Origin of the sequence: Bradyrhizobium sp. B120 (assembly GCF_049075665.1) — a bacterium.
GTDB lineage: Bacteria > Pseudomonadota > Alphaproteobacteria > Rhizobiales > Xanthobacteraceae > Bradyrhizobium.
This window is the reverse complement of the sequence record NZ_CP185242.1, coordinates 6,810,473-6,833,254: the sequence shown is the minus strand read 5'-3', so window position 1 is coordinate 6,833,254 and position 22,782 is coordinate 6,810,473. Positions and strand designations below refer to the sequence as shown.

Genomic DNA, 22,782 nt, shown 5'->3' with positions numbered 1-22,782 from the left:
GGCAAGCAGCGGCCACAGATGTGGAGGTGCGGCGGACGCTTTTGCCTGGCGATGGCGCATGTTCCATGAACGCACGTAATCGCTGAATGATGCCGAGGCGGATGCTATTTTTTCCGCAACCGCGCAAGCGGCGATGTGCATAGGAACCAATAATAGCGCGCGCGCTTAAGCCAAATGGTTCAGGTCAACGTGCTGGAAAGACCGATCGAACGCATCAAGGAAACCTGCGAGCTAATGGGTATCGCAGATAAGTTCGATTGTGCGCTTCCCGAGCTTGAGACGTTTCTCGAGGCGCAGGTCGCCCAGGGCGAGGTGAGAGAAACCAGGCTGACCTATGACGGCCTGCGCTACCTGCGACGGTTGCTGACGGAGGCATTACGCTCGCCATCGCAGAACGTCAGATAGCTGTGCCGCATAACTGTGCCGCTTCGCGTTGATCATGAACTGGTGAAAAACGCCAACGGAGCAACTCATGAATTTGAATGGCAAGAAAATTGCTATCCTCGCAACGCACGGCTTTGAACAGTCGGAGCTCGAAGTGCCGCGCGATCGCTTGACGAAGGCCGGCGCCACGGTCGAAATCGTGTCGATCGCCGCAGGCGAGATCAAGGGATGGGACAAGAAGAATTGGGGACGTGCGGTCAAGGTCGACAAGACGCTGGATCAAGCGGCAGCCGCCGACTACGACGCGGTCGTCCTGCCGGGCGGGCAGATCAATCCAGACCTGCTGCGTGTCGAACCCAAGGCGCTGAAGTTCATCAAGGAAATCTTCGAGGCGAAGAAGATCGCCGCAGCTGTCTGTCATGCGCCTTGGCTGTTGATCGAGACCGGGATAACCAAGGGCCGTAGGATGACCTCCTACAAGTCGATCAAGACCGACGTGGCGAATGCCGGCGCAATCTGGCAGGACGCCGAGGTCGTCGTCGACCAGGGCGTCGTGACGTCTCGAAACCCCGGCGATCTTGAGGCCTTCAGCGCTAAGATCATCGAGGAGGTGAGGGAAGGCCGGCATACCCAGCGTAGCGCAGCGTGAGGTGGTGGGGAGAAATGAACCGATGCGTTGAGACCCTGTCTTTTCTGTTACAAGACCTGCCTTGCCACGGCGATGATCCATTGCCCCGTCGCCGGCGGCAAGCACGTTGAGCCGGCGCATTTTCGCCTGATGATGGGCTGCGCGGAGATGTGCCGGACGGCGGCTCATTTCATGTTGATCAACTCCCCGCATCATAAGCACATATGCTGCAAATGCGCGGAGATTTGCAGCGAATGCAGCGAGGATTGTGAACGCGTCGGCGGCATGGACGAATGTGTCGTGATGTGCGGTGCGTGCGCAGAATCGTGCCGGAGGATGGCAGCTTGACAGCAGCCTTCATCGTTTGACAGCCGACACGTTAATTCGCATTTGTCTCATCAAGACGTTGACGAGAATGATGATCAGCAGTGCGATCACCGACGCGTTAGCACCACGCCGAGGGACCAGCCCGCCTCGCCGGCGTCGTCTCGGCGGTCGTGGATGGGCCCTGAACAGCGGGTTTTGGAACACATCGGAGTGTCAGGGCTTCTCCTGTTGAGGAGATTGTCATGAACAAAAAACCCGTGACGCAGGATCCCGGGCGTTCCAGCGACTGGGGTTCGCATACGCAAACTGACAAGCCTTGGAAAGGCAATCCCGAGAAGGAGCAGCGCTCCGGAGACGAGAAGCCGGACCTTGAAAAATGGCATGAATCGAACACGCAATGACACGGGCGAACCAATGGCCATTGTCTATGATCGCGACGTTCGCCGAACAGGTAACGTCCTCAGCCGGGCGTTCAGCAATATCTGGAGTGACCTATGGATATGGGTCTGGAAATCATCTACGGCATCGCAGCGCTTGTGCTGCTGACCGCCCTGATTTTCGCTGTGATGCAGCATCATTTCCGCAACAGGCGATCAGTTCAGACCGGCGACGAAATTGTCGGCGAGAGGTATGAGCGGAATGAAGACATGACACAGTGCTTTCCCTGACTTAGGAGGACATGATGGGATTGGCTCAATATGCGGTGGTCGCCGCGGGCGAAGAATGGGGCGTTCTGCATGATGGCAATGTCAACGGCGGATATGCCACCAAGGAGGCGGCGTTCGAGTCGGCGGCAGCTGCTGCGGCGCTGGCGATCAGGATGGGGCACGAGGTCCATGTCAGCGTGCCCGGACGCGAGGAGGGCGAGGCAGCTCTGACCAAGCGCGCAAGCTGATACCGCTCGCGCAGGAATTCGTCACGCTCGGCAAGCCGGCTGAGTAGTTGGAGCTGACATAATTGGCGCGCCCAACGGCGCACTACTTGCCATTCTCGGTGGTCAGTTCGAACGACTTGATGACGTAGTGCGTTTCGAGCAATTGTAAAAGTTCGACCGGCGGAGGAGCCCTTTCGGGACGTCGCCACGAGATCTCAAAGAGATAGTCGACGTAGGCGGTGCCGTCATGGCGTCGCTGCTCCTGAAATCGGCTGCTGTAGTGCAGCGGCTCGATCAGCGTTGGGAGCGCATTGATCACGCCGAAATCGGCCTCACAGGTCACGGTCAGGGCCGCGCGGTGGCGCCGCGGGATCGCCTGGTCAACCCATTTAAGAACCGAGAGGGTGACAACCCCGATGACGGTTGCGACGCAGCCCAGCGCGAGCTCGCCGCCACCGAGGCACAGGCCAATCACCGTTATGAGCCAGAGGGTCGCGGCCGTCGTCACGCCGGTCACAAGATCGCCTCTCTTGAGGATCGTACCGCCACCGATGAAGCCGACGCCTGTCAAAATGCCGAGCGGTAGCCGCATCAGGTCCATGACCGCGAAAGAGCCCGCGTCCTTTCCGTCGAGGGTGAGAAGGAGATTGGCCTGGATCATCGACAGCGAAGCGGCGAGGCCGACCAGAATTGTGGTCCTGAGCCCGGCGGCATGCCCGCGCGCACCGCGGTCAAAGCCGATGATGGCGCTCGGATGATGGCGCTCGCCAGAACAGTCAGGGCGAGGCGGATGGCTATGTCGGTCCAGGTAGGATGAAGCGGCATATCCCGTGTCGGTTCCTTTGCTGGGAGCCAATGCGGAGTGGATTTGTTCGTTCCTATCGGGTCGGCCGTCGCGGAGGCGCAGATCCAAGCAGTTCGCAAAGCCTTCTGGCGTCGGCCGGCGCCGCGCTTTTCTGGTCGTTGTCGAAATAGACATATACGTCGTTTCCCTGCCGCTTCCAGCCGCGGATGCGCTTCGCCCACTCGGACAGCTCGGCGGGCTTGTAGTGGCCGCTGTATCGGCCGCCTGGACCATGGCCGCGGACATAGACAAAGTCGGCTGTTCGCTTCCAAGGCGCCGGCGCGTCGTGATGATCGGAAATGCAGAGTGCGATGTTGCGGGTCGCCAGGAGTTTCAGGATACGCGGCGAGTACCAGCTCGGGTGACGGAATTCGAAGGCATGGCGCCGTCGCCGCTTCAGCAATTTCAGGAACGACGCCAGCCGATCGGCGTCGATCGTGAAATTCGGCGGAAGCTGAAACAGGATCGGACCCACCTTGTTGCGCAGCAATAATAGACGGTCTTCGAGCAATTCAAGGCTGTTGACCGAGTTCGCGGAGAGGCGTTTCCAGTGCGTGATGAACTTTGAAGCCTTCCAGGCGAAGACGAAATCCGCACCCGTCGCATCGTGCCAACCGGTGACCGCCTTCGCCGTCGGCGTGCGGTAGAACACGCCGTTCAGCTCCGTGGTCGGGAACTGGGTCGCGTAATAGTCGAGCTGCTGCTTGAGCGGCAACCCCTTGGGAAAGAATGGTCCGCGCCAGGACGAATAGTGCCAGCCGGAGGTACCAATCAGGATGCGCGTCATGCCATGGTCCGGGCTAGTTTACGAAGTCGCCTTTGGTGATCCGCTGCGACTGGCAAATACCAGCTTTCCACCCCAGCACCGAGACCGTCGAGCGCAGCGGAGTGGACGCGTTCGTTCCCGACCCATACCTTCAACTGTCGTGTTACTCTTTGCCTGGAAGGATCGTCTCCAGCACCTGCCGTGCGGCACCACGGATCACGCCAACTTCGTTGGGGTCGCCCTTGGCCAGGGCAATGGAGAAGTTCTTGGCCTGCTCCAGCGTGATGTGCGGCGGCAGTGGCGGCACCTCCGGATCGGTCTTCACCTCCAACACCACCGGAACGTCGCTTGCGAGGGCCTGATCCCAGGCCGGCCCGACGAGATCGGGTCGATCGACATAGATGCCGCGCAGTCCGACCATCTCAGCAAAGCGGGAATAGGAGATGTTTGGGATCCGCTGCGACGCTTCGAACTTCGGGTCGGCATTGAAGATCCGTTGCTCCCAGGTGACCTGATTGAGATCCTCATTGTTGAACACGCAGACGATCCAACGATGGTCTTTCCACTGCCGCCAGTATTTCGCGACCGTGATCAGCTCTGCCATATTGTTCATTTGCATCGCGCCGTCGCCGACAAGGGCAATCACGGGACGGTCGGGGGCAGCATATTTCGCCGCGATCGCGTAGGGGACCGCTGCTCCCATCGAGGCGAGGCCGCCCGAGAGCGAGGCGTTGATGCCGCGCCGCATCTTGAGGTCACGAGCAAACCAGTTGGCGCAGGAGCCGGAATCGCTGGTGATGATGGCGCGGTCGGGAATGCGGGGCGACAGCTCCCAGGTGACGCGCTGCGGATTGACCGGCTTGGCGGGCTGCCGCGCGCGATCCTCTAGTGTCGTCCACCACTCGCGCACTTTGCCCTCGATCGATTTGCGCCATCCGTCCTGGCTCTTCTGCTGCAACCTCGGCAGCAAGGCGCGCAGTGTCTCGGCGGCGTCGCCGACCAGGCCGACCTCCATCGGAAAGCGGATCGACAGCATGCTGGCATCGATGTCAATCTGCACGCCGCGGGCGCTGCCTTCCTTGGGCAGGAATTCGGAGTAGAGGAAGGCGGAGCCGACCATCAACAATGTGTCGCACTCCATCATCAGGTCGTAGCTCGGCTCGGTGCCGAGCAGTCCGATCGAGCCGGTGACCCAAGGAAGGTCGTCGGGCAGGACGGCCTTTCCAAGCAACGCCTTCGCACAGCCGGCTGACAACCGGTCCGAGACAGCGATGACCTCGTCGGTCGCACCAAGCGCGCCGGCTCCGATCAGCATGGCAACCCTCTTTCCCGCATTAAGAATGTCCGCGGCGTGGCCGAGGTCAGTCTCATGCCTCACGACGCGGGGCGGGGTGTATCCGATGCTGGAGCGCAGTGTGCCATAGGCGCGCGGCGGGTCCTGGTAAGTCTCTTCCTGAAGGTCGTTTGGAAGGATCACCGCGGTCACGGTGCGCCGGGCCAGCGCGATGCGCGCGGCGCGGTCGATTAAATGGCGGACCTGCGCAGGCGTAGAGGCCTGGGCAACATAGGCACTAGCCACGTCCTTGAACATGGAGACGAGGTCGAGTTCCTGCTGATACTGGCCGCCAAGCGCATTGCGCGCCTGCTGGCCGACGAGGGCGAGCACCGGCTGATGGTCCAGCAGGGCGTCATAGAGGCCGGTTGTGAGATGAGAGGCTCCCGGCCCCGATGTCGCAATGCATACGCCGAGACGCCCGGAGAACTTTGCGTAAGCCGACGCCATGAACGCGGCCATTTCCTCGTGACGCGCCTGGATGAATTCGATGCGGCCGCCTGCGCGATTGAGTGCGCCAAATACGCCATTGATGCCGTCGCCCGGGTAGCCGAAGATATGCCGCACACCCCAATCGTGCAGGCGGTGGACGATGAAGTCGCTGACAGTTTTGGACATGAGAGGCCACCTCGGGCTGACGTTCGGGGCTGAACGGTTCGACCGGCCCGCCGTTCCTATCCAAGGGGTTCCGCAATCAGCGCCGGTGGAGCAGACCGAAGATCAGCGCGACCACCGCGAAGGCCGCGATCATGCTCGAAAATGCGATGTCGGCGACGGTAGTATTGGTAAGGCTCGACAGCACGCCGACGCCGATCACCGGCAGCGCATTGCCGATGAAGCAGCACACGAAATAGGTCGAAACCACAGCGGCGCGCTCGTCGTCGGGCGCGATTTGGTTGACCACCTGAAGGCTGCCGCGATAACCAAGCCCGGCAGATATAGCGACAACAGTGGTGGCCGCGAGCATGACCCGTACCGATGCGGAAACCTGCGCGGTGACGATCGCTCCGGCTGCGGGGATCATCAGCGCGAGCGACCACAGCATCGAGGTCCGGCTGGCGAGCGTCTGCGTTGCCACGATGACCAGCCCGACGACAATGGCGAGCTCGAACAAAAGCGCACCGCCGGCGGCACGGTTCTCGATATGAAGGTCATGCGCCAGAATCGCGGGCATCAACGAGGCATAAAAGCCGACCAGCGCCATCAAGCCGAAGCCGGTGATTGCAGGGGCCACAAACTGCGCCTGGATCTCCCGCGGCAACCCCAATCTGGGGCGAACCTCAATGTGCCACCGGTCGGGATTGCGCACGGTCTCCTGGGTACGCCAGATCAGCGCGGCGACCGCGCACGCGACGACGAGATAAACAACAAACGACAGCTGCAACGGCCATGGTGCATATTGTGCGAGCAGCCCGGACAGCAGCGCCGCGACACCGAGGCCGAGGAAATTGGTGCTGGTGCCTATGATGGCCGCGCGCCCTTTGTCAGCTCCGCCGACGAGTTCAGCGAGCCATGCATTGCCGGTGCCGCTGGCAAGGCCAATCCCAAGGCCACTGAGGATGCGGCCCATGTAGAGCCAGGCGATGCCACGGGCGAAAAGGAAGACCAGAGCGGCGAGGATCAGGAGCACAATCGCCGACAATGCCGTCACCCGCCGGCCGGCACGGTCGGATGCACGGCCAAACAACAGCAGTGCGGCGATATTGCCGATCGCATAGGCCGCATAGATCAGCGTCAGAGTGATCTGCGAGAAGCCAAAGGCCTTCTGATAAATCAGGTACAGCGGCGTGATCAGGGTGCTGAGGCCGAAGGCTGTGGCAAGCAGCATCCCCACCGCGGCGAACGCCGCCGTATGCCGAAGTTCCACCCGTGGGGTGCGCATGGCGTCAAGCTGCGCCATTCGAATTGCCTCATGAAGCCGGAATAGCGAGGCAATCCGCGGTCGGGGCGTTCGTTCCAGACGAAACCGCCGGCAGCCAGATCGGCGGCTGTCGGCGATCGGCGACTACTTTCGGTTTTTCTCCAGGTCCTGTGCCATTGCGAGATGGTGCTGGAGCGCGGGCAGGGTCTTGCCGGCCCAATCCTTCAGCTTCGGATCGTCGCCGCCCTTGGCGTAGCGTTCGAACAGCGAGACGGCATCCTTGTGGGCGCTGACCTGCATCGGATCGTACTCACTGGCGAAATCGCTCGCCTTGGCATCGCGCAGCCGCCCGAGCTTCTTCTCGGAGCTGTAGTCGAGGCCGATCGGCAATGCCGACTTCATCTCGCCGCTGACCAACTCCTTCAGCTCCGTACTGGTCTTGGTATGGTCGGTCACCATCTGATCGGCGAAATTCTTTTCGCCCGCATTTCCTTTCTGCTGGGCAATCTTCGCCGCCTCGATCTCCAGCATGTCACTCGTGGCGGCTTCCTTGATGAAATCCTCCGTCTTCGGCGCGACGCCGAGGACGGAGTTGACGCCGGTTTTCTCACCCACCGATTGGGCCAGTACCGGCAAGGTCAACCCGCAGCCGATGGCAATCGCTAGAATGGTTCGCTTCATCGCTCGTCTCCTCAGGCCGCTTCGGCGTTGATGGCGCTGATGGCGAGCTTGGTGAGCGCTTCGTCGGTCTTCTTTTCCTCGGCGAGGGTCTGGTCGATGAGCTTGACGGCGTCCTTCATGCTGAGCTTGTCCGCCCAGGCCTTTAACGTGCCGTAACGGGCGATCTCGTAATGCTCGACCGCCTGGGCTGCGGAGACCAGGCCCGGATCGAGCGCCGGCGTGTCGGCGTACTCCTCCATGATCTCCTTGCCTTCGTCGAGGATGCCCTCGATGGCATCGCACTTCTTGCCGCGCGCCGGCTTGCCCATCAGATCGAAGATCTGTTCGAGCCGTTCGATCTGTCCTTCGGTCTCGTCATGATGCTTGTCAAACGCCGCACGAAGCTGGTCGGACGCAGCCGCCTTGGCCATGCGCGGCAACGCCTTGAGGATCTGCTTTTCGGCGTAATAGATGTCCTTGAGGGTATCGAGGAAGAGGGCGCTGAGATCTTTCTCCGACATCGGTCGCTCCGTTCATTGGTGGATGGTTCGGACGTCCCAACACGCGCGCAGAAAGCAAGTTCCTATCTTCGATCGCGTCGTGGCGAGGCGCTTTGTCGTCGCGTCGCGGGGCGCATTACGATACGCCTCGTGGCCGGCTTGCGAACTCTTGCCGCAAGGTTGCGAAGTCTTGCCGCAAGTCCGTCAAGGAACGAAGCCTCAGGCTGCCCGTTGATCGGTCTCATCTTTCAAGGGAGAACCGCGATGGACTGGAATCGTGTCGAAGGCAACTGGAAGCAGGTCAAGGGCAAGGTTAAGGAGCAGTGGGGGAAGCTCACCGACGATGACCTCGACGTCATCGCTGGCAAGCAGGATCAGCTGGAGGGCCGTCTGCAGCAACGCTACGGTTATGCGAAGGATCAAGCCGCGAGGGAGGTGAACGACTGGTACGATCGCCAAAAATGGTGAGTCAGATCAACTCCGGTGGCCCCGCTTTGCGGGGCCTTTTCTTTGGCGCTATCCGTATGTGGAACGTGGGCCAATGCGATGCGTTTGGACTCTGTTACCGCTTCAACCACAGGCGTCCATGCCGATAACAGTCCCACCGACCTGGCCCGATGTTGCCCTTGCGCGCGCGATCTCGCGCAACACGACGCCGCCGACCGAGCGCGCGGCCTCGGTCCTGACGTGGGCTGCCGACGAGCATGTCGTCTGCGCGTTGACACTGGGCTGATGGTTGCTGTGCCGCAGCAGGCCGCCGCAGCAGCGCCTGGCAAGCGATCACCTGTTGGCTACGGCCGTGGTCGCATCGCTGGTTCCGCACCTCCTCAAATCCGTCTTCAATCAGGAGCGGCCGGACGGGCTCACGGTGCTCGGGCATCTTCACGGCATTCCGATCTCGGGCAAGGCGATGGATGCCTTTCCGTCCGGACATGCCATTCAGGTCGGCGCCATCACTTCCGCGGCGAGCCGGCTTCCCCTCGGCCAGCGCGGAATCGTCTGGGCTCTTGGAGTGGGCCTGATATCCACGCGCGTTCTATTGCTGGCGCATTGGGCGAGTGATGTCGCAGTGGGCTCGGCGATAGGGGTTGCGCTTGAGCTGCTGATACGGCGCGTGACAGGATATGGGAGCCGCGGTCGGAGCTGAGCCGATGGCACAGTTTCTCAGCCGCCTGCTCATGCGGTCCATCTCTGCATCGACATGCAGCGGCTGCTTGAGCCAGGCGCGCCCCGTTCGACGCACGGCCTATGTTGGCGGGTTTGTGCATCCAAGGCGACACCTCGGCACTACATTGCAATACCGGTGCAATACCGGTCAGGTCGACAGAGGGTAACGGTCCGAAAGAACCACAGTTCCGACAGCAAAGGCCGGGCGCATCGCGCCCCCGTTGCTGATCTCGCGGGAACCAAACCTAACCCGGACAATTGTCGCGAAAGTGCTCCAGAGGTTGTCGGACGAGGTCGGGAAAGCGGCCATCGCGGTCGAGTACGTCAAGCCAAGCTGATGGCCACCACGACTTGCAGTGGCTCGGTGCCGTTCTCTGCCCCAAGGTCTTGATAATTTGCATCAGCCCGGCTGTTGCGGAATCAATCCGGGTCATGCTTCGCTACACGAAATGGTCCGGCCGCTCCTTTCCGCTTGGTAGCCCCGCGGAAATTGCTTGCGGACGGTCACGTCACTTGCAGCATCCAATGCCATGGCGGGGTGCGGTCGCTTAGTCGACTTCAGGCTTGATGCCCTGTCCCAAGATCAGCCTTGGTCGCGTGTCGGTTGATGTGCACCGTCTGCGGAACAGCAGGCGCTGTGAACATCGTCCCGAATTGGCATGACAGGGTTAAGCCGGACGAGCGAGGCAATGGTTCGCCGAGAACGTAGGGCATTATCGGCATAGGCCTTGCAGTTTAGCTGGTGCAGGAGATTTCAGTGTCCCGGTTCAGGAATAAACTGTCGCCCGGTGTGTGTATTTGAAATCGGGGCCTGACGAAATCGAGAGGTATCGATGATCGACACACCGCCTCCACAGGCCAGGTTCATCGTCCGGAGAGGAAGCACTGACTGGATGGTCTACGATCGAAAGCTCAAGGGACCAGCGCAGCTAAAAAAGGATGGCCGCTTCGCTGAGAAGCTGACGAAGGAAGAAGCGGAACATATAAAGCAAAGCCTGATGAATAGTCGGCGTGAAGATAGGGCTTAACGGCAGCAAAGACCCGTTCGCCAAACCAGCTTAGCGCTCATCTCGCACGTAGGGCTTTGCTGCGAAGCGAGCCTTAGATACTGCTTTTTTAGATGGCGCTCCGTAAAGCTACGGATGCCCTGTGTGCGGCGGAGGAACCCGTTGTCGGTTCATCATTAATGTTAAGAGGGGGAACCTCCTGCGGCGCTGGACGGCCGCGCAAATTTACGGCAAATTGCATCTAAATTAGATTTTGGGATGCTTGCCCGCATTTTTCGCGGACAGGAGCGCAAGCCTCCCCACGACAAAGCAGTTTAAAGACAAGAATTTTCATGCGTGCGGTGCTCAGAGCCGCACCGAAGCGGGCAGGGTAGTGTGTTCGAGGTCTTTCACAGCACGGCGGACGAGCAAATAATATAAACGTCGCTCCAATTGCTTGTCGGCCGAAACGTTCACAGATTTTTTGAACGAGCGTTTAGGCGGTTTGATGAATTGATTTTCGACTGCAACCACACCTGCTCTGCGTCGGCAGAGTTTTTGGGAGTGTGTGTATTGGGTCGCGTTTATTTCGTCCGGAAAGCCAAGCTGCCGATCAACTGGGACGAGGTTGAAGCGCGCCTGCACGAGCTTTCGAGTTCTGCCTCTTCGACGTCGATCGATCTTTTGCCCTTACGTTCCATAACGAACCATCCGCCGGCGTTGATTGCTCAGCCGGCGTCGGATGTGTCCGTCGTCCCGACAGAGGCGCCGCCAATCGCCCCGCACGCCCCGTTTGAATCGCGGTCGTTACCGGCAGCAATCTCATCGCTCTTTTTAAGCACCAGCCAATTGCAGGACAGCATCATGATCGCTCAATCCAAAGTGGCTTCAGTATCTTCGAACACTTCGGCGGCCATCGCGGGGGTCCGGCTCAATCATTGCCAATGGGGAACGTTCACTGGTGCAAGCTTTAAACGCGAGATCGCCTTCATCGACCGCGGCATCGATGACCTCGAAACGCTGCTTGCCGGCATCCGGCCCGATGTTGAAGCGATCTTGCTCTCGGACGATGAACCGGCTGTCCGCCAGATGGCACGGGCGGTCCAGGCCAGGAGCGAACTGAACGCAATCCACATTGTCGCCCACGGACAGCCTGGAACGATGGCCTTTTCGGCCGGGCTGCTGTCGCTTGACGCCATGGATCGTGTCGCGGGTGATCTGGCGGATCTGGGCAGCGCGATCACACAGGGCGGCGAACTGCGGTTGTGGAGCTGCGCGGTCGCGCAGGGTGAGTACGGCGCGGCGTTCATCGACGCGATCGCGGCCGCAACCGGCGCCAAGGTGGTGGCTTCGGCCCAGCGGGTCGGTGCCGCCGCGCGCGGCGGCAGCTGGGATATTTCGTCGCTTGACGACTCAACTCTTGCAGAGCCGCCGATCACGGCCACCGGGCAGGGGGCCTATGCGGGCGTGCTGGACACCAACAACACCGCGATCTCCGGCAACAACAGCACCAACACGCTGACCGTGACCGGAAGCAACGACAGGGTCAGCGATGGCAACGGGACCAATTCGGTCACGGTAACGGGCAGCAATAACACCGTCTCTGACGGCAATGGGACCAACACCGTCACCGTAACTGGAAGCAACAATACCGTTAGCGATGGCAACGGCACCAATACCATCACGGTCTCGGGCAGCAACAACACCATCAGCGACGGCAACGGCTCCAACACGATCATCGTCAGCGGCAGCAACGCGACCATCAGCGACGGCAATGGCGGCAACCTGATCTATGCAGCCAATACCACCGGCACCAATACCATCAGCGACGGCAACGGGACCAATGTCATTGTCGGTGGCAGCGGATCGGATGCCATCAATGCGGGCAACGGCAGCAATATCATCTATGGCGGCGCCGGAAACGACACAATCAACGTCGGAAATGGCACCGACGTTATCATCGGAGGGGCCGGCAGCGACACCATAAATGCAGGCAACGGCGGCGCTCTCGCGATCTATGCGCTTTCCGATCATTATAGAGTCGTCTCCGGTGCATTGCAGTCACTGGCCGGTGATGTCGACAGGTACAATGGCGGCGGCGGGACCGATACGGTTCGCATCGTCCTAACTGCGGACGAATACGCGCTCATCCGGTCGCAGTTGACGGCATATGCGAGTTGGTTGGCCGCGAACCAGGGCTGTGGCGGCGCGACGTATTCGTTCAATTTCGCCGCCGGGACCTCCGGCACCGGGGTCTCGACCACGGGCGGTGGCCTCGTTCTCAATGGTTGGGAAGCGCTCCAGATTCAGATCGTCAATCCCGCAACGATCAACCTGGGGCTCGGCGCGAGTTCGAACACCGGCTCGCTCAACAATCTCTTCACCAACACAGTCGGCACCAGCTCGACGAGCTTCACCGACACGTACAAAATCGTGGGCGTCGCCGCTGGCAATGGAAGCACGACCGCGACCTCTTTGGATCCGTCGCTCAATGTTGCGCAATACCTCCACGGGACCGCGACCCTTCCGACCTCCTATACGGTGGCCGGCGCAGACGGCACGCTAACGGTCAATGCCGATGGCACTTACAGCTACGCCGTGACGTCCTTTGCGACACCGACCGACGTCTTTACCATTTCGACGCTTGATCAGAACGGTTTCGTTACCTCGACGACACTGACGTTCGGGATGCCGAACCATGGACCGACCATCGTTGCGGGATCGACCACGGCGAATGGCGCGATCACGGAAGCCGCGAACGTCACCGGCTCGAGCACAACGGACAGCGCATCGGGCACCATCGCCTTTGCCGACGTCGACCTGTCGGACAGCCACACCGTCACGCAGGGTACGCCGAGCTTTGTGTGGTCGGGCGGTGCTCTCACGACCGGCCAGGCCGGCGCCCTGGCGAGCGCCAGCACGCTGGCACTGACCAAGACCGACTCGACCGGCACGGGTTCGGGCAGCGTGGCCTGGAGCTACAGCGCCCAGGACAAGACCTTCGACTTCCTGGCGGCCGGGCAGACCCTGACGGCGACCTACGTGGTCACCATCAATGACGGCCATGGCGGCACCACGACCCAGAACGTGGTCGTCACCATCACCGGGACCAACGACGCGCCGACGATCTCGGCCGGGACGACGGCGAGTGGAGCCTTCAATGAGGCGGCCGGGGTCACCGGCTCGACCACAACGGACAGCGCGTCGGGCACCATCGCCTTTGCCGACGTCGACCTGTCGGACAGCCACACCGTCACGCAGGGCACGCCGAGCTTCGCATGGTCAGGCGGCCCGCTGAGCGGCGGTCAGATCAGTGCGCTGACATCAGCCAGCACATTGGCGCTGACCAAGACCGATTCGACCGGCACGGGTTCGGGCAGCGTGGCCTGGAACTACAGCGCCCAGGACAAGACCTTCGACTTCCTGGCGGCCGGCCAGACGCTGACGGCGACCTATGTGGTCACCATCAGTGACGGTCATGGCGGCACCACGACGCAGAACGTGGTGGTGACCATCACCGGCACCAACGACGCCCCGACGATCTCGGCCGGGACGACGGCGAGTGGAGCCTTCAATGAGGCGGCCGGGGTCACCGGCTCGACCGCAACGGACAGCGCATCGGGCACCATCGCCTTTGCCGATGTCGACCTGTCGGACAGCCACACCGTCACGCAGGGTACGCCGAGCTTCGCATGGTCAGGCGGCGCTCTCACGACCGGCCAGGCCGGCGCCCTGGCGAGCGCCAGCACGTTGGCACTGACCAAGACCGATTCGACCGGCACGGGTTCGGGCAGCGTGGCCTGGAACTACAGCGCCCAGGACAAGACCTTCGACTTCCTGGCGGCCGGCCAGACCCTGACGGCGACCTATGTGGTCACCATCAATGACGGCCATGGCGGCACCACGACCCAGAACGTGGTGGTGACCATCACCGGGACCAACGACGCGCCGACGATCTCGGCCGGGACGACGGCGAGTGGAGCCTTCAACGAGGCGGCCGGGGTCACCGGCTCGACCACAACGGACAGCGCGTCGGGCACCATCGCCTTTGCCGACGTCGACCTGTCGGACAGCCACACCGTCACGCAGGGCACGCCGAGCTTCGCATGGTCAGGCGGCCCGCTGAGCGGCGGTCAGATCAGTGCGCTGACATCAGCCAGCACATTGGCACTGACCAAGACCGATTCGACCGGCACGGGTTCGGGCAGCGTGGCCTGGAACTACAGCGCCCAGGACAAGACCTTCGACTTCCTGGCGGCCGGCCAGACCCTGACGGCGACCTATGTGGTCACCATCAATGACGGCCATGGCGGCACCACGACCCAGAACGTGGTGGTGACCATCACCATCACCGGCACCAACGACGCGCCGGTCGTGGCGGCTGACGCCTCCGGCCCGCACGCGATCACCGAGGTCGCCGGCGCCACCGCCAGCAGCGCGGCGGATACGACGGGCGGCTCGCTGAGCTTCACCGACGTCGACCTCAACGACACGCATTCGGTTGCCAACCTGGTGCACTCGACGACCTGGTCGGGCGGCAGCACGCTGCCGAGCGGCCTGGCCGCGACGCTGGCCTCGGCGCTGAGCACCACCGTCAGCACCGACAGCACCGGCACGGGCGCGGGCTCGGTCGGCTTCAGCTTCAGCGCAGCCGACAGCAATTTCGACTTCCTCGCCGCGGGCGAGACGCTCACCGTGGTCTACGACGTCACCGTCACCGACAATAACGGGCTGAGCTCGACCAAGCCGGTCACCATCACCATCACCGGCACCAACGACGCGCCGGTCGTGGCGGCTGACGCCTCCGGCCCGCACGCGATCACCGAGGTCGCCGGCGCCACCGCCAGCAGCGCGGCGGATACGACGGGCGGCTCGCTGAGCTTCACCGACGTCGACCTCAACGACACGCATTCGGTTGCCAACCTGGTGCACTCGACGACCTGGTCGGGCGGCAGCACGCTGCCGAGCGGCCTGGCCGCGACGCTGGCCTCGGCGCTGAGCACCACCGTCAGCACCGACAGCACCGGCACGGGCGCGGGCTCGGTCGGCTTCAGCTTCAGCGCAGCCGACAGCAATTTCGACTTCCTCGCCGCGGGCGAGACGCTCACCGTGGTCTACGACGTCACCGTCACCGACAATAACGGGCTGAGCTCGACCAAGCCGGTCACCATCACCATCACCGGCACCAACGACGCGCCGGTCGTGGCGGCTGACGCCTCCGGCCCGCACGCGATCACCGAGGTCGCCGGCGCCACCGCCAGCAGCGCGGCGGATACGACGGGCGGCTCGCTGAGCTTCACCGACGTCGACCTCAACGACACGCATTCGGTTGCCAACCTGGTGCACTCGACGACCTGGTCGGGCGGCAGCACGCTGCCGAGCGGCCTGGCCGCGACGCTGGCCTCGGCGCTGAGCACCACCGTCAGCACCGACAGCACCGGCACGGGCGCGGGCTCGGTCGGCTTCAGCTTCAGCGCAGCCGACAGCAATTTCGACTTCCTCGCCGCGGGCGAGACGCTCACCGTGGTCTACGACGTCACCGTCACCGACAATAACGGGCTGAGCTCGACCAAGCCGGTCACCATCACCATCACCGGCACCAACGACGCGCCGGTCGTGGCGGCTGACGCCTCCGGCCCGCACGCGATCACCGAGGTCGCCGGCGCCACCGCCAGCAGCGCGGCGGATACGACGGGCGGCTCGCTGAGCTTCACCGACGTCGACCTCAACGACACGCATTCGGTTGCCAACCTGGTGCACTCGACGACCTGGTCGGGCGGCAGCACGCTGCCGAGCGGCCTGGCCGCGACGCTGGCCTCGGCGCTGAGCACCACCGTCAGCACCGACAGCACCGGCACGGGCGCGGGCTCGGTCGGCTTCAGCTTCAGCGCAGCCGACAGCAATTTCGACTTCCTCGCCGCGGGCGAGACGCTCACCGTGGTCTACGACGTCACCGTCACCGACAATAACGGGCTGAGCTCGACCAAGCCGGTCACCATCACCATCACCGGCACCAATGATGCGCCGGTATTGTCAACCACCTCGCAGGTCTTGAACACGGAGTCACCAGGTTCGGGCGCCCCCTCGGGAGCAGTAGGGACACTCATTTCTTCTCTCGTCAATCTCGGGGCAAACGTTTCCGATGCGGACGCCAATGCGTCAACAGGTGTAGCCATAACTGCGGCGGATACATCGAACGGTACGTGGTGGTATTCGATTGATAACGGCAGTCACTGGTCAAGCCTGGGAAGTATCAGCGCGAGCTCGGCGCGCTTGCTGGCAGCTGATGGATTTACGCGCATATACTTCCAGCCCTCCGCGGGTTTCGGTGGCACAATCACAAACGCAATCACATTCGAGGCGTGGGATCAAACGACCGGCTCGAACGGTGCGCTTGGTAACGCTAGCCTCAACGGCGGATCGACGGCGTTCTCAACCGCCTCAGCAATGGCTTCGATTTCACTTGTCAGCACGAGCCCCGTAACGCTCACGACAGCTACTGACACAGTCTTCTTCGTCTCAGGATCAAATCTTGTTAATGGAGTAATAGGAGCCGGCGCAACGCTCAACAGTGGTGACTATCTCACCGGTGGCACCGGCACGGACACGCTGGCGATCTCCGGCAACAGCGGGACGTTCAACCTGAACAGCCTCGCGGCGTTCACCGGGTTCGAGACCGTGACGCTGAGCGGCACGAGCGACAGCCTGACGCTGAAGAACGGCCAGAACCAGACGATCAATGCCGGCAGCGGCAACACCATCACGCTGGGCACCGGCAATGACACGGTGCAGTTTACGTCTGGCACCAATACGTTGAATGCAACCAGCACGACACTGAACAGCGGCGACAGCCTGACCGGCGGCACCGGCACGGATACGCTGGCCTTGACTGGCGGCGGCACGTTCAACCTGAACAGCCTGGCGGCGTTTACCGGCTTCGAGAATGTCACGGTCGACAACAACAATACGACACTGACGCTGAAGAACGCGGCGGCGATCAACGTCACGCTGGGTAACGGCACCGACACGGTAACCGGTGGCACCGGGGCTGCCAGTGCCACGGTAACACTTGGCACTGGCACCGACACGGTGAATTTCGGCGCCGGCAGCGGCACCAATACGGTGAATGGGGTGATCGGGACGGGGGCAACACTCCTTGCAGCCGATAATCTGACGGGTGGCACCGGCACGGACACGCTGGCGATCTCCGGGAGCAGCGGCACGTTCGATCTCAACAGTCTTGCGACCTTTACGGGCTTTGAGAATGTGACGCTGAGCGGCACGGGCGACAGCCTGACGCTGAAGAACGGTCAGAACCTGACGGTCAACGCCGGCAGCGGCAACACGATCACGCTGGGTACCGGCAACGACGCTGTGTCGTTCACTTCCGGCACCAATATAGTGAACGCGACGATCGGAACGGGCGCGACGCTCAACACGGGCGATAGCCTGACCGGCGGCACGGGCACTGACACGCTGGTGATCTCCGGCAACAGCGGAACGTTCGACCTGAACGGTCTGGCCACGTTCAGCGGGTTCGAGAATGTGACGCTGAGCGGCACCGGCGACAGCCTGACCTTGAAGAACGGTCAGAACCTGACCGTCAACGCCGGCAGCGGCAACACCATTACGCTGGGTACCGGCAACGATACAGTGTCGTTCACTTCCGGTACCAATACGGTGAATGCGACGATCGGAACGGGCGCGACGCTGAACAGCGGCGACCGCCTGACCGGCGGCACGGGCACCGACACGCTGGCGATCTCCGGCAACAGCGGAACGTTCGACCTGAACGGTCTTACCACGTTCAGCGGGTTCGAGAATGTGACGCTGAGCGGCACCGGCGACAGCCTGACGCTGAAGTTTGGTCAGAACCTGATGGTCAACGCCGGCAGCGGCAACACAATAACGCTGGGCACTGGCAACGATACCGTGACGTTCACAAGCGGAACAAATACCGTCATCGGAAGTGTAAATGGCGGCACGCTGGGAGCCGGCGATAGCCTCACTGGAGGCAGCGGAATCGATACATTGAATATTTCGGGTCCAGCCTACGCCTTCGACTTCAACACCCTAGCTGCTTTTACCGGATTTGAATTCATCAATCTGGCCGGATATTCCGGTCAGAACGTGACGCTAAGGAACGGTCAGAACCTGTCGATCAATGCCGGGAGCGACACCACCATTACGCTGGGCACGGGCAATGACACTGTCTCGTTCACATCCGGTACCAATACCGTAAGCGGTACGATTGGAACGGGCGCGACGCTCAACAGCGGCGACAGCCTGGCTGGCGGCACCGGCGCGGACACGCTGGCGATCTCCGGGAGCAGCGGCGCGTTCGATCTCAACGGTCTTGCGACCTTTACGGGCTTTGAGAATGTGACGCTGAGCGGCACGGGCGACAGCCTGACGCTGAAGAATGGTCAGAACCTGACGGTCAACGCCGGCAGCGGCAACACGATTACGCTGGGTACCGGCAACGACACGGTATCGTTCACTTCCGGTACCAATACTGTAAACGGCGCGATTGGAACCGGCGCGACCCTGAACAGTAGCGACAGCCTGACTAGCGGCACCGGCACCGACACGCTGGCGATCTCCGGCAACAGCGGGACGTTCGATCTGAACAGTCTGGCGACGTTCAGCGGGTTCGAGAATGTGACGCTGAGCGGCACCGGCGACAGCCTGACCTTGAAGAACGGTCAGAACCTGACGGTCAACGCCGGCAGCGGCAACACGATCACGCTGGGTACCGGCAACGATACGGTGTCGTTCACTTCCGGGACCAATACGGTGAATGCGATCAGCTCGACGCTTAACAACGGCGACAGCCTGACCGGCGGTTCGGGTACCGATACGCTCGCCCTGACCGGTGGCGGCGGTTTCAATCTGAACAGCCTCACCGCGTTTACCGGATTTGAGAACATCACAGTCGACAACGGTAATACGACGCTGACGCTGAAGAATGCGGCGACGATCAATGTCACCTTGGGTAACGGCACTGATTCGGTGACCGGCGGCACAGGCGTTGCGAACACCACTGTCACCCTCGGAACGGGTACAGACACGGTCAACTTGGGCAGCGGCAGCGGCAGCAACACCATCAATGCAACCGCTACGGCTCTCTCCGGCTTTGCTGATAGTCTTACGGGCGGCAGCGGAATCGATAGATTGGTCGTGACGGGGGTGGGGTCGAGCGGTGCGCGCCTTCTTGGCGGACTGGCTACTGGGTTGCCAAACTTCGAACAGGTTGATCTAACGGGATCGACCTTTGTCGATCTTCAACTCGGCGGCAGCAGTCAGACGATTACGGTTACCGAGGGAAGCAACGACACCATTGCCTTCTCGGGAAACAGCAATCTCATAACACTAGGTAGTACGGGAGGTACGCTCAACTTCATTGGCGTAGCGTCTTCAGGTAACACCGCAACACTTGGTACTGGGGTCGACACTGTTTCGTTCGTTGCTGGCACCAACGCGGTGAACGCGACCAGCACGACGTTGAACAGCACCGACAGCTTGACCGGCGGGTCGGGCACGGACTCGCTGGCGTTGAGCGGTGGAGGAACGTTCAGCCTGAACAGCCTGGCGGCGTTCACCGGATTTGAGAAGGTGACAGTCGACAACGCGGCGACGTCCCTCACATTGCGGAACGGCGGCACCATTGCGGTGACGCTCGGCAACGGTACCGATACAGTGACGGGCGGCACCGGTGCCTCGAACGCGACCATTACGCTTGGGACCGGCACCGACACGATCGGCCTGAGTGGCGGCAGCGGCACGAACGTCGTCAATGCGACGAGCGCTACCCTGGTTTCGACGGACAGCCTGACCGGCGGCACGGGGGCGACGGATACGCTTGCGCTGAGCGGCGGCGGGACGTTCAACCTGAACAGTCTGGCGGCGTTCACCGGATTTGAGAAGGTGACAGTCGACAACGCGGCGACGTCCCTCACATTGCGGAACGGCGGCACCATTGCGGTGACGCTCGGCAACGGTACCGATACAGTGACGGGCGGCACCGGTGCCTCGAACGCGACCATTACGCTTGGGACCGGCACCGACACGATCGGCCTGAGTGGCGGCAGCGGCACGAATGTCGTCAATGCGACAGCAAGCACACTGCTTGCTGGCGACAGCCTAACAGGCGGCAGCGGCACGGATAAACTGGTGCTGACCGGCTCGGGAACCTTGGCCGTCGCGAGAATTAACCTGAGCACAGGTCACTTTTTGGACAGTTCAGGCGCACTGCTGTCAGGAGGCATTTCCGGATTCGAAACGATAGACGCGACGAATTATACCGGCACCACTGGCCTAGTCCTGACAGGCACATCCGGAGCCAATACGCTGATAGGTGGGTCGGGTGCCGACGTTCTGAATGGGATTGGAGGTGCCGACACCCTGACTGGCGGTAGTGGCAACGATCAATTCCGGCTGCAGATTAATGGAGGTGGAGTTGCTACGATTACGGATTTCAGCAAAGTAGTCGGTAATCAAGATACAATTGGATTCCTCGGCGGAACGGGTGCTGGTGCCGTGTCGTTTGCCAACACGACGGCCTCCGCTGCAGGTGCAACACTCTCCACTGCAGATTTCGATAAAACACGTACCTCGATAACTAACATCGCTAACAACGAGGCTAATAAAGTCATCGTCCTTCAAAATTCAGACACAACGACAGATATCCAGACTCTGACTGGAGGCAACCCTCAAACCAAAAACGACTACGTAGTCGTATTTAATTCAACTACCAACCATGCCGAAATTTGGTTTGATGATAACTGGAACGACTCAGCCAATCGGGTGCAAGTAGCCACCCTAAACAACATCACTACACTTGCGGGAGTCACCAGTCTAAGTGCGTCGGATTTCGTGGTTTACACTAGCGCCTACGCTACGCAGCCTGCCGGTATCTCTGGCGCCCCGATAAATCTTGGTCTGGACAGCCAGGCGCCCGACGACTCGCTCGTGACTGTTTCTGCCTCGGATCTTCTCCCTGGGTGGACACTCAATGGCGCTACCCAAAATGCGGATGGTTCCTGGTCGCTGCAGACTGGCGACTTGCGAGCGTTGACCGTTAATACGCCGGCCAACTTCACAGGCGCGGCAGTGCTTCACCTATCACTCACCTGGACGAACCCGGACGGGACAATCGGCAACAGCTCCGTGCCGGACAACGTGGAAGCATATGCACCGGGCTCGCCGATATTTGCATGGTCCGGAAACGACCATCTCACCGGATCAAGCGGCAACGACCTGTTCGTCTTCTCTCAACCGATCGGCAATGATGTCATCCATAGCTTCGACATCTCAGCCGACACTCTCGACCTGATCAGCTACGGCTGGCAGAACTTTGCCGATGTCCAGGCCCACACCGCCGACGACGCCAACGGAAACGCCGTGGTCACGCTTGCTGATGGCCAGACAATCACGCTCGACGGCGTGCATGCGGCGGACCTGACCGCAGCAAACTTCGAGTTCGACGTGACGCCGACGGTCGAAAATCCCGGTCCAATGACCATCGGCGACGGCGCGATGCTGCCGTTGTCCGGCGTCATCCACAACACCGGCGAGATCGACCTGCAGGCTTCCGGCGACGACACGCTGCTGCAGCTGATCCAGACCGGGATCACGCTCAACGGCGGCGGTCACGTGGTCCTGTCCGACGATGACCACAACGTCATTGCCGGTACGGCCCCCAACGTCACGCTCGACAACGTCGACAACCTGATTAGCGGCGCGGGCCAGATCGGGCAGGGCAGCCTGACGCTCAGCAACGAGGGCATCATCGACGCCACAGGCACCCATGCCCTGGTGATCGATACCGGCGCCAACGTGATCGCCAACGCCGGCACGCTGGAAGCGACCGGTACGGGTGGGCTGGTGCTCGCCAGTGCGGTGGCCAACAGCGGCCTGATCTGGGCCAATGGCGGCGCGGTCGCAGCAGAGGGCGAGGTGACCGGCAATGGCAACGCTTTGATCAGCGGGGCCGGCACCATCGAGTTCGGGGCAGCCTCGGCGGCAGGCGTCACCTTCGACACGACCGCCGCCGGCCACCTGATCCTGGATGACGCCTTCCACTTCTCCGGCACGGTGAGCGGCCTCGATGGCAATGACGACATCGACATCAAGGGCGTCAGCTTCGGTACTGGCACCACGTTGAGCTTCACGGAGAACCAGGCGGCGACCGGCGGCACCCTGACGGTGTCGGATGGAGCTCACACGGCGAATATCGTCCTGCTCGGTCAATATGATCCGGCCGGCTTCGCCGAGAAGGCCGGCACCACGAACGGCACGGTGATCACCTATGATCCGCACCACATCGCTTGAGCGTAGTGAACGGAAGAGAACCAACTGGGGAGAAGGCGAACCCCGTATATTTACCCTCCTGCCTGTTTTGCGCCGGCGGCGGCTATCAACGCGGCTGTCGGCCATGCTAAATGGAGGGA

General features: G+C 61.7%; 17 protein-coding genes. 11 read left to right on the top strand and 6 right to left on the bottom strand.

Translation table 11 applies throughout. The annotated features are described in order from the left end of the window. Positions 1–174 precede the first annotated feature (174 nt). From ACOIX3_RS31680 to ACOIX3_RS31655, 6 genes are all read left to right on the top strand, one after another. The gene (locus ACOIX3_RS31680) at positions 175–405 is read left to right on the top strand and encodes a hypothetical protein (RefSeq protein WP_420965890.1); all 231 of its coding nucleotides are present in this window, start codon (positions 175–177) and stop codon (positions 403–405) included. A gap of 67 nt (positions 406–472) precedes the next feature. Next, the gene (locus tag ACOIX3_RS31675) at positions 473–1,033 is read left to right on the top strand and encodes a type 1 glutamine amidotransferase domain-containing protein (protein WP_420965889.1); all 561 of its coding nucleotides are present in this window, start codon (positions 473–475) and stop codon (positions 1,031–1,033) included. A 72-nt stretch (positions 1,034–1,105) separates the two neighbouring features. Beyond that, positions 1,106–1,360, top strand: coding sequence for a four-helix bundle copper-binding protein (locus tag ACOIX3_RS31670; RefSeq protein WP_420971836.1), 255 nt, complete (start codon positions 1,106–1,108; stop codon positions 1,358–1,360). A 221-nt stretch (positions 1,361–1,581) separates the two neighbouring features. Further along, positions 1,582–1,740 carry a hypothetical protein gene (locus ACOIX3_RS31665; protein WP_420965888.1) on the top strand — a complete coding sequence of 53 codons (159 nt, stop codon included), beginning with the start codon at positions 1,582–1,584 and terminating at the stop codon, positions 1,738–1,740. Positions 1,741–1,833: 93 nt separating this feature from the next. Then, on the top strand, positions 1,834–2,007 hold the full coding sequence (locus ACOIX3_RS31660; protein ID WP_420965887.1) for a hypothetical protein: 174 nt from the start codon (positions 1,834–1,836) through the stop codon (positions 2,005–2,007). A gap of 14 nt (positions 2,008–2,021) precedes the next feature. Continuing rightward, entirely contained in the window at positions 2,022–2,234 is a 213-nt protein-coding gene (locus tag ACOIX3_RS31655) for a hypothetical protein (RefSeq protein WP_092117690.1), read from the top strand. An 82-nt stretch (positions 2,235–2,316) separates the two neighbouring features. Here the strand turns inward: ACOIX3_RS31655 and ACOIX3_RS31650 are convergent, their stop codons facing one another. The 6 genes from ACOIX3_RS31650 to ACOIX3_RS31625 all read right to left on the bottom strand — a co-directional run bounded on the left by ACOIX3_RS31650 (position 2,317) and on the right by ACOIX3_RS31625 (position 8,198). Further along, entirely contained in the window at positions 2,317–3,126 is an 810-nt protein-coding gene (locus ACOIX3_RS31650; protein WP_420965885.1) for an MgtC/SapB family protein, read from the bottom strand. Next, positions 3,092–3,844 carry a DUF72 domain-containing protein gene (locus tag ACOIX3_RS31645; RefSeq protein WP_420965884.1) on the bottom strand — a complete coding sequence of 251 codons (753 nt, stop codon included), beginning with the start codon at positions 3,842–3,844 and terminating at the stop codon, positions 3,092–3,094. Before ACOIX3_RS31645 ends, ACOIX3_RS31650 begins: the two co-directional genes overlap by 35 nt. Positions 3,845–3,986: 142 nt before the next feature. Beyond that, positions 3,987–5,774: a thiamine pyrophosphate-requiring protein gene (locus ACOIX3_RS31640; protein WP_420965883.1), complete on the bottom strand. Its 1,788-nt coding sequence runs from the start codon at positions 5,772–5,774 to the stop codon at positions 3,987–3,989. A gap of 76 nt (positions 5,775–5,850) precedes the next feature. Beyond that, the gene (locus tag ACOIX3_RS31635) at positions 5,851–7,056 is read right to left on the bottom strand and encodes an MFS transporter (RefSeq protein WP_420965882.1); all 1,206 of its coding nucleotides are present in this window, start codon (positions 7,054–7,056) and stop codon (positions 5,851–5,853) included. A 105-nt stretch (positions 7,057–7,161) separates the two neighbouring features. Next, positions 7,162–7,698: a DUF4142 domain-containing protein gene (locus ACOIX3_RS31630; RefSeq protein WP_420965881.1), complete on the bottom strand. Its 537-nt coding sequence runs from the start codon at positions 7,696–7,698 to the stop codon at positions 7,162–7,164. Positions 7,699–7,709: 11 nt separating this feature from the next. Next, a complete protein-coding gene (locus ACOIX3_RS31625; RefSeq protein WP_420965880.1) occupies positions 7,710–8,198 on the bottom strand; it encodes a ferritin-like domain-containing protein in 489 nt (162 codons plus the stop codon). Between the two features lie 243 nt (positions 8,199–8,441). Here ACOIX3_RS31625 and ACOIX3_RS31620 point away from each other — a divergent pair, with 243 nt between their 5' ends. The 5 genes from ACOIX3_RS31620 to ACOIX3_RS31600 all read left to right on the top strand — a co-directional run bounded on the left by ACOIX3_RS31620 (position 8,442) and on the right by ACOIX3_RS31600 (position 22,663). Next, positions 8,442–8,645 (top strand): CsbD family protein, encoded by a 204-nt coding sequence (locus ACOIX3_RS31620; protein WP_420965879.1) that lies wholly within the window; start codon positions 8,442–8,444, stop codon positions 8,643–8,645. A 118-nt stretch (positions 8,646–8,763) separates the two neighbouring features. Continuing rightward, positions 8,764–8,910 (top strand): hypothetical protein, encoded by a 147-nt coding sequence (locus ACOIX3_RS31615; protein ID WP_420965878.1) that lies wholly within the window; start codon positions 8,764–8,766, stop codon positions 8,908–8,910. Between the two features lie 66 nt (positions 8,911–8,976). Then, the gene (locus tag ACOIX3_RS31610; RefSeq protein ID WP_420965875.1) at positions 8,977–9,324 is read left to right on the top strand and encodes a phosphatase PAP2 family protein; all 348 of its coding nucleotides are present in this window, start codon (positions 8,977–8,979) and stop codon (positions 9,322–9,324) included. 853 nt (positions 9,325–10,177) lie between these two features. After that, positions 10,178–10,372, top strand: coding sequence for a hypothetical protein (locus ACOIX3_RS31605; protein ID WP_420965874.1), 195 nt, complete (start codon positions 10,178–10,180; stop codon positions 10,370–10,372). 531 nt (positions 10,373–10,903) lie between these two features. Then, the gene (locus tag ACOIX3_RS31600) at positions 10,904–22,663 is read left to right on the top strand and encodes a VCBS domain-containing protein (protein WP_420965872.1); all 11,760 of its coding nucleotides are present in this window, start codon (positions 10,904–10,906) and stop codon (positions 22,661–22,663) included. Positions 22,664–22,782: the final 119 nt, after the last annotated feature.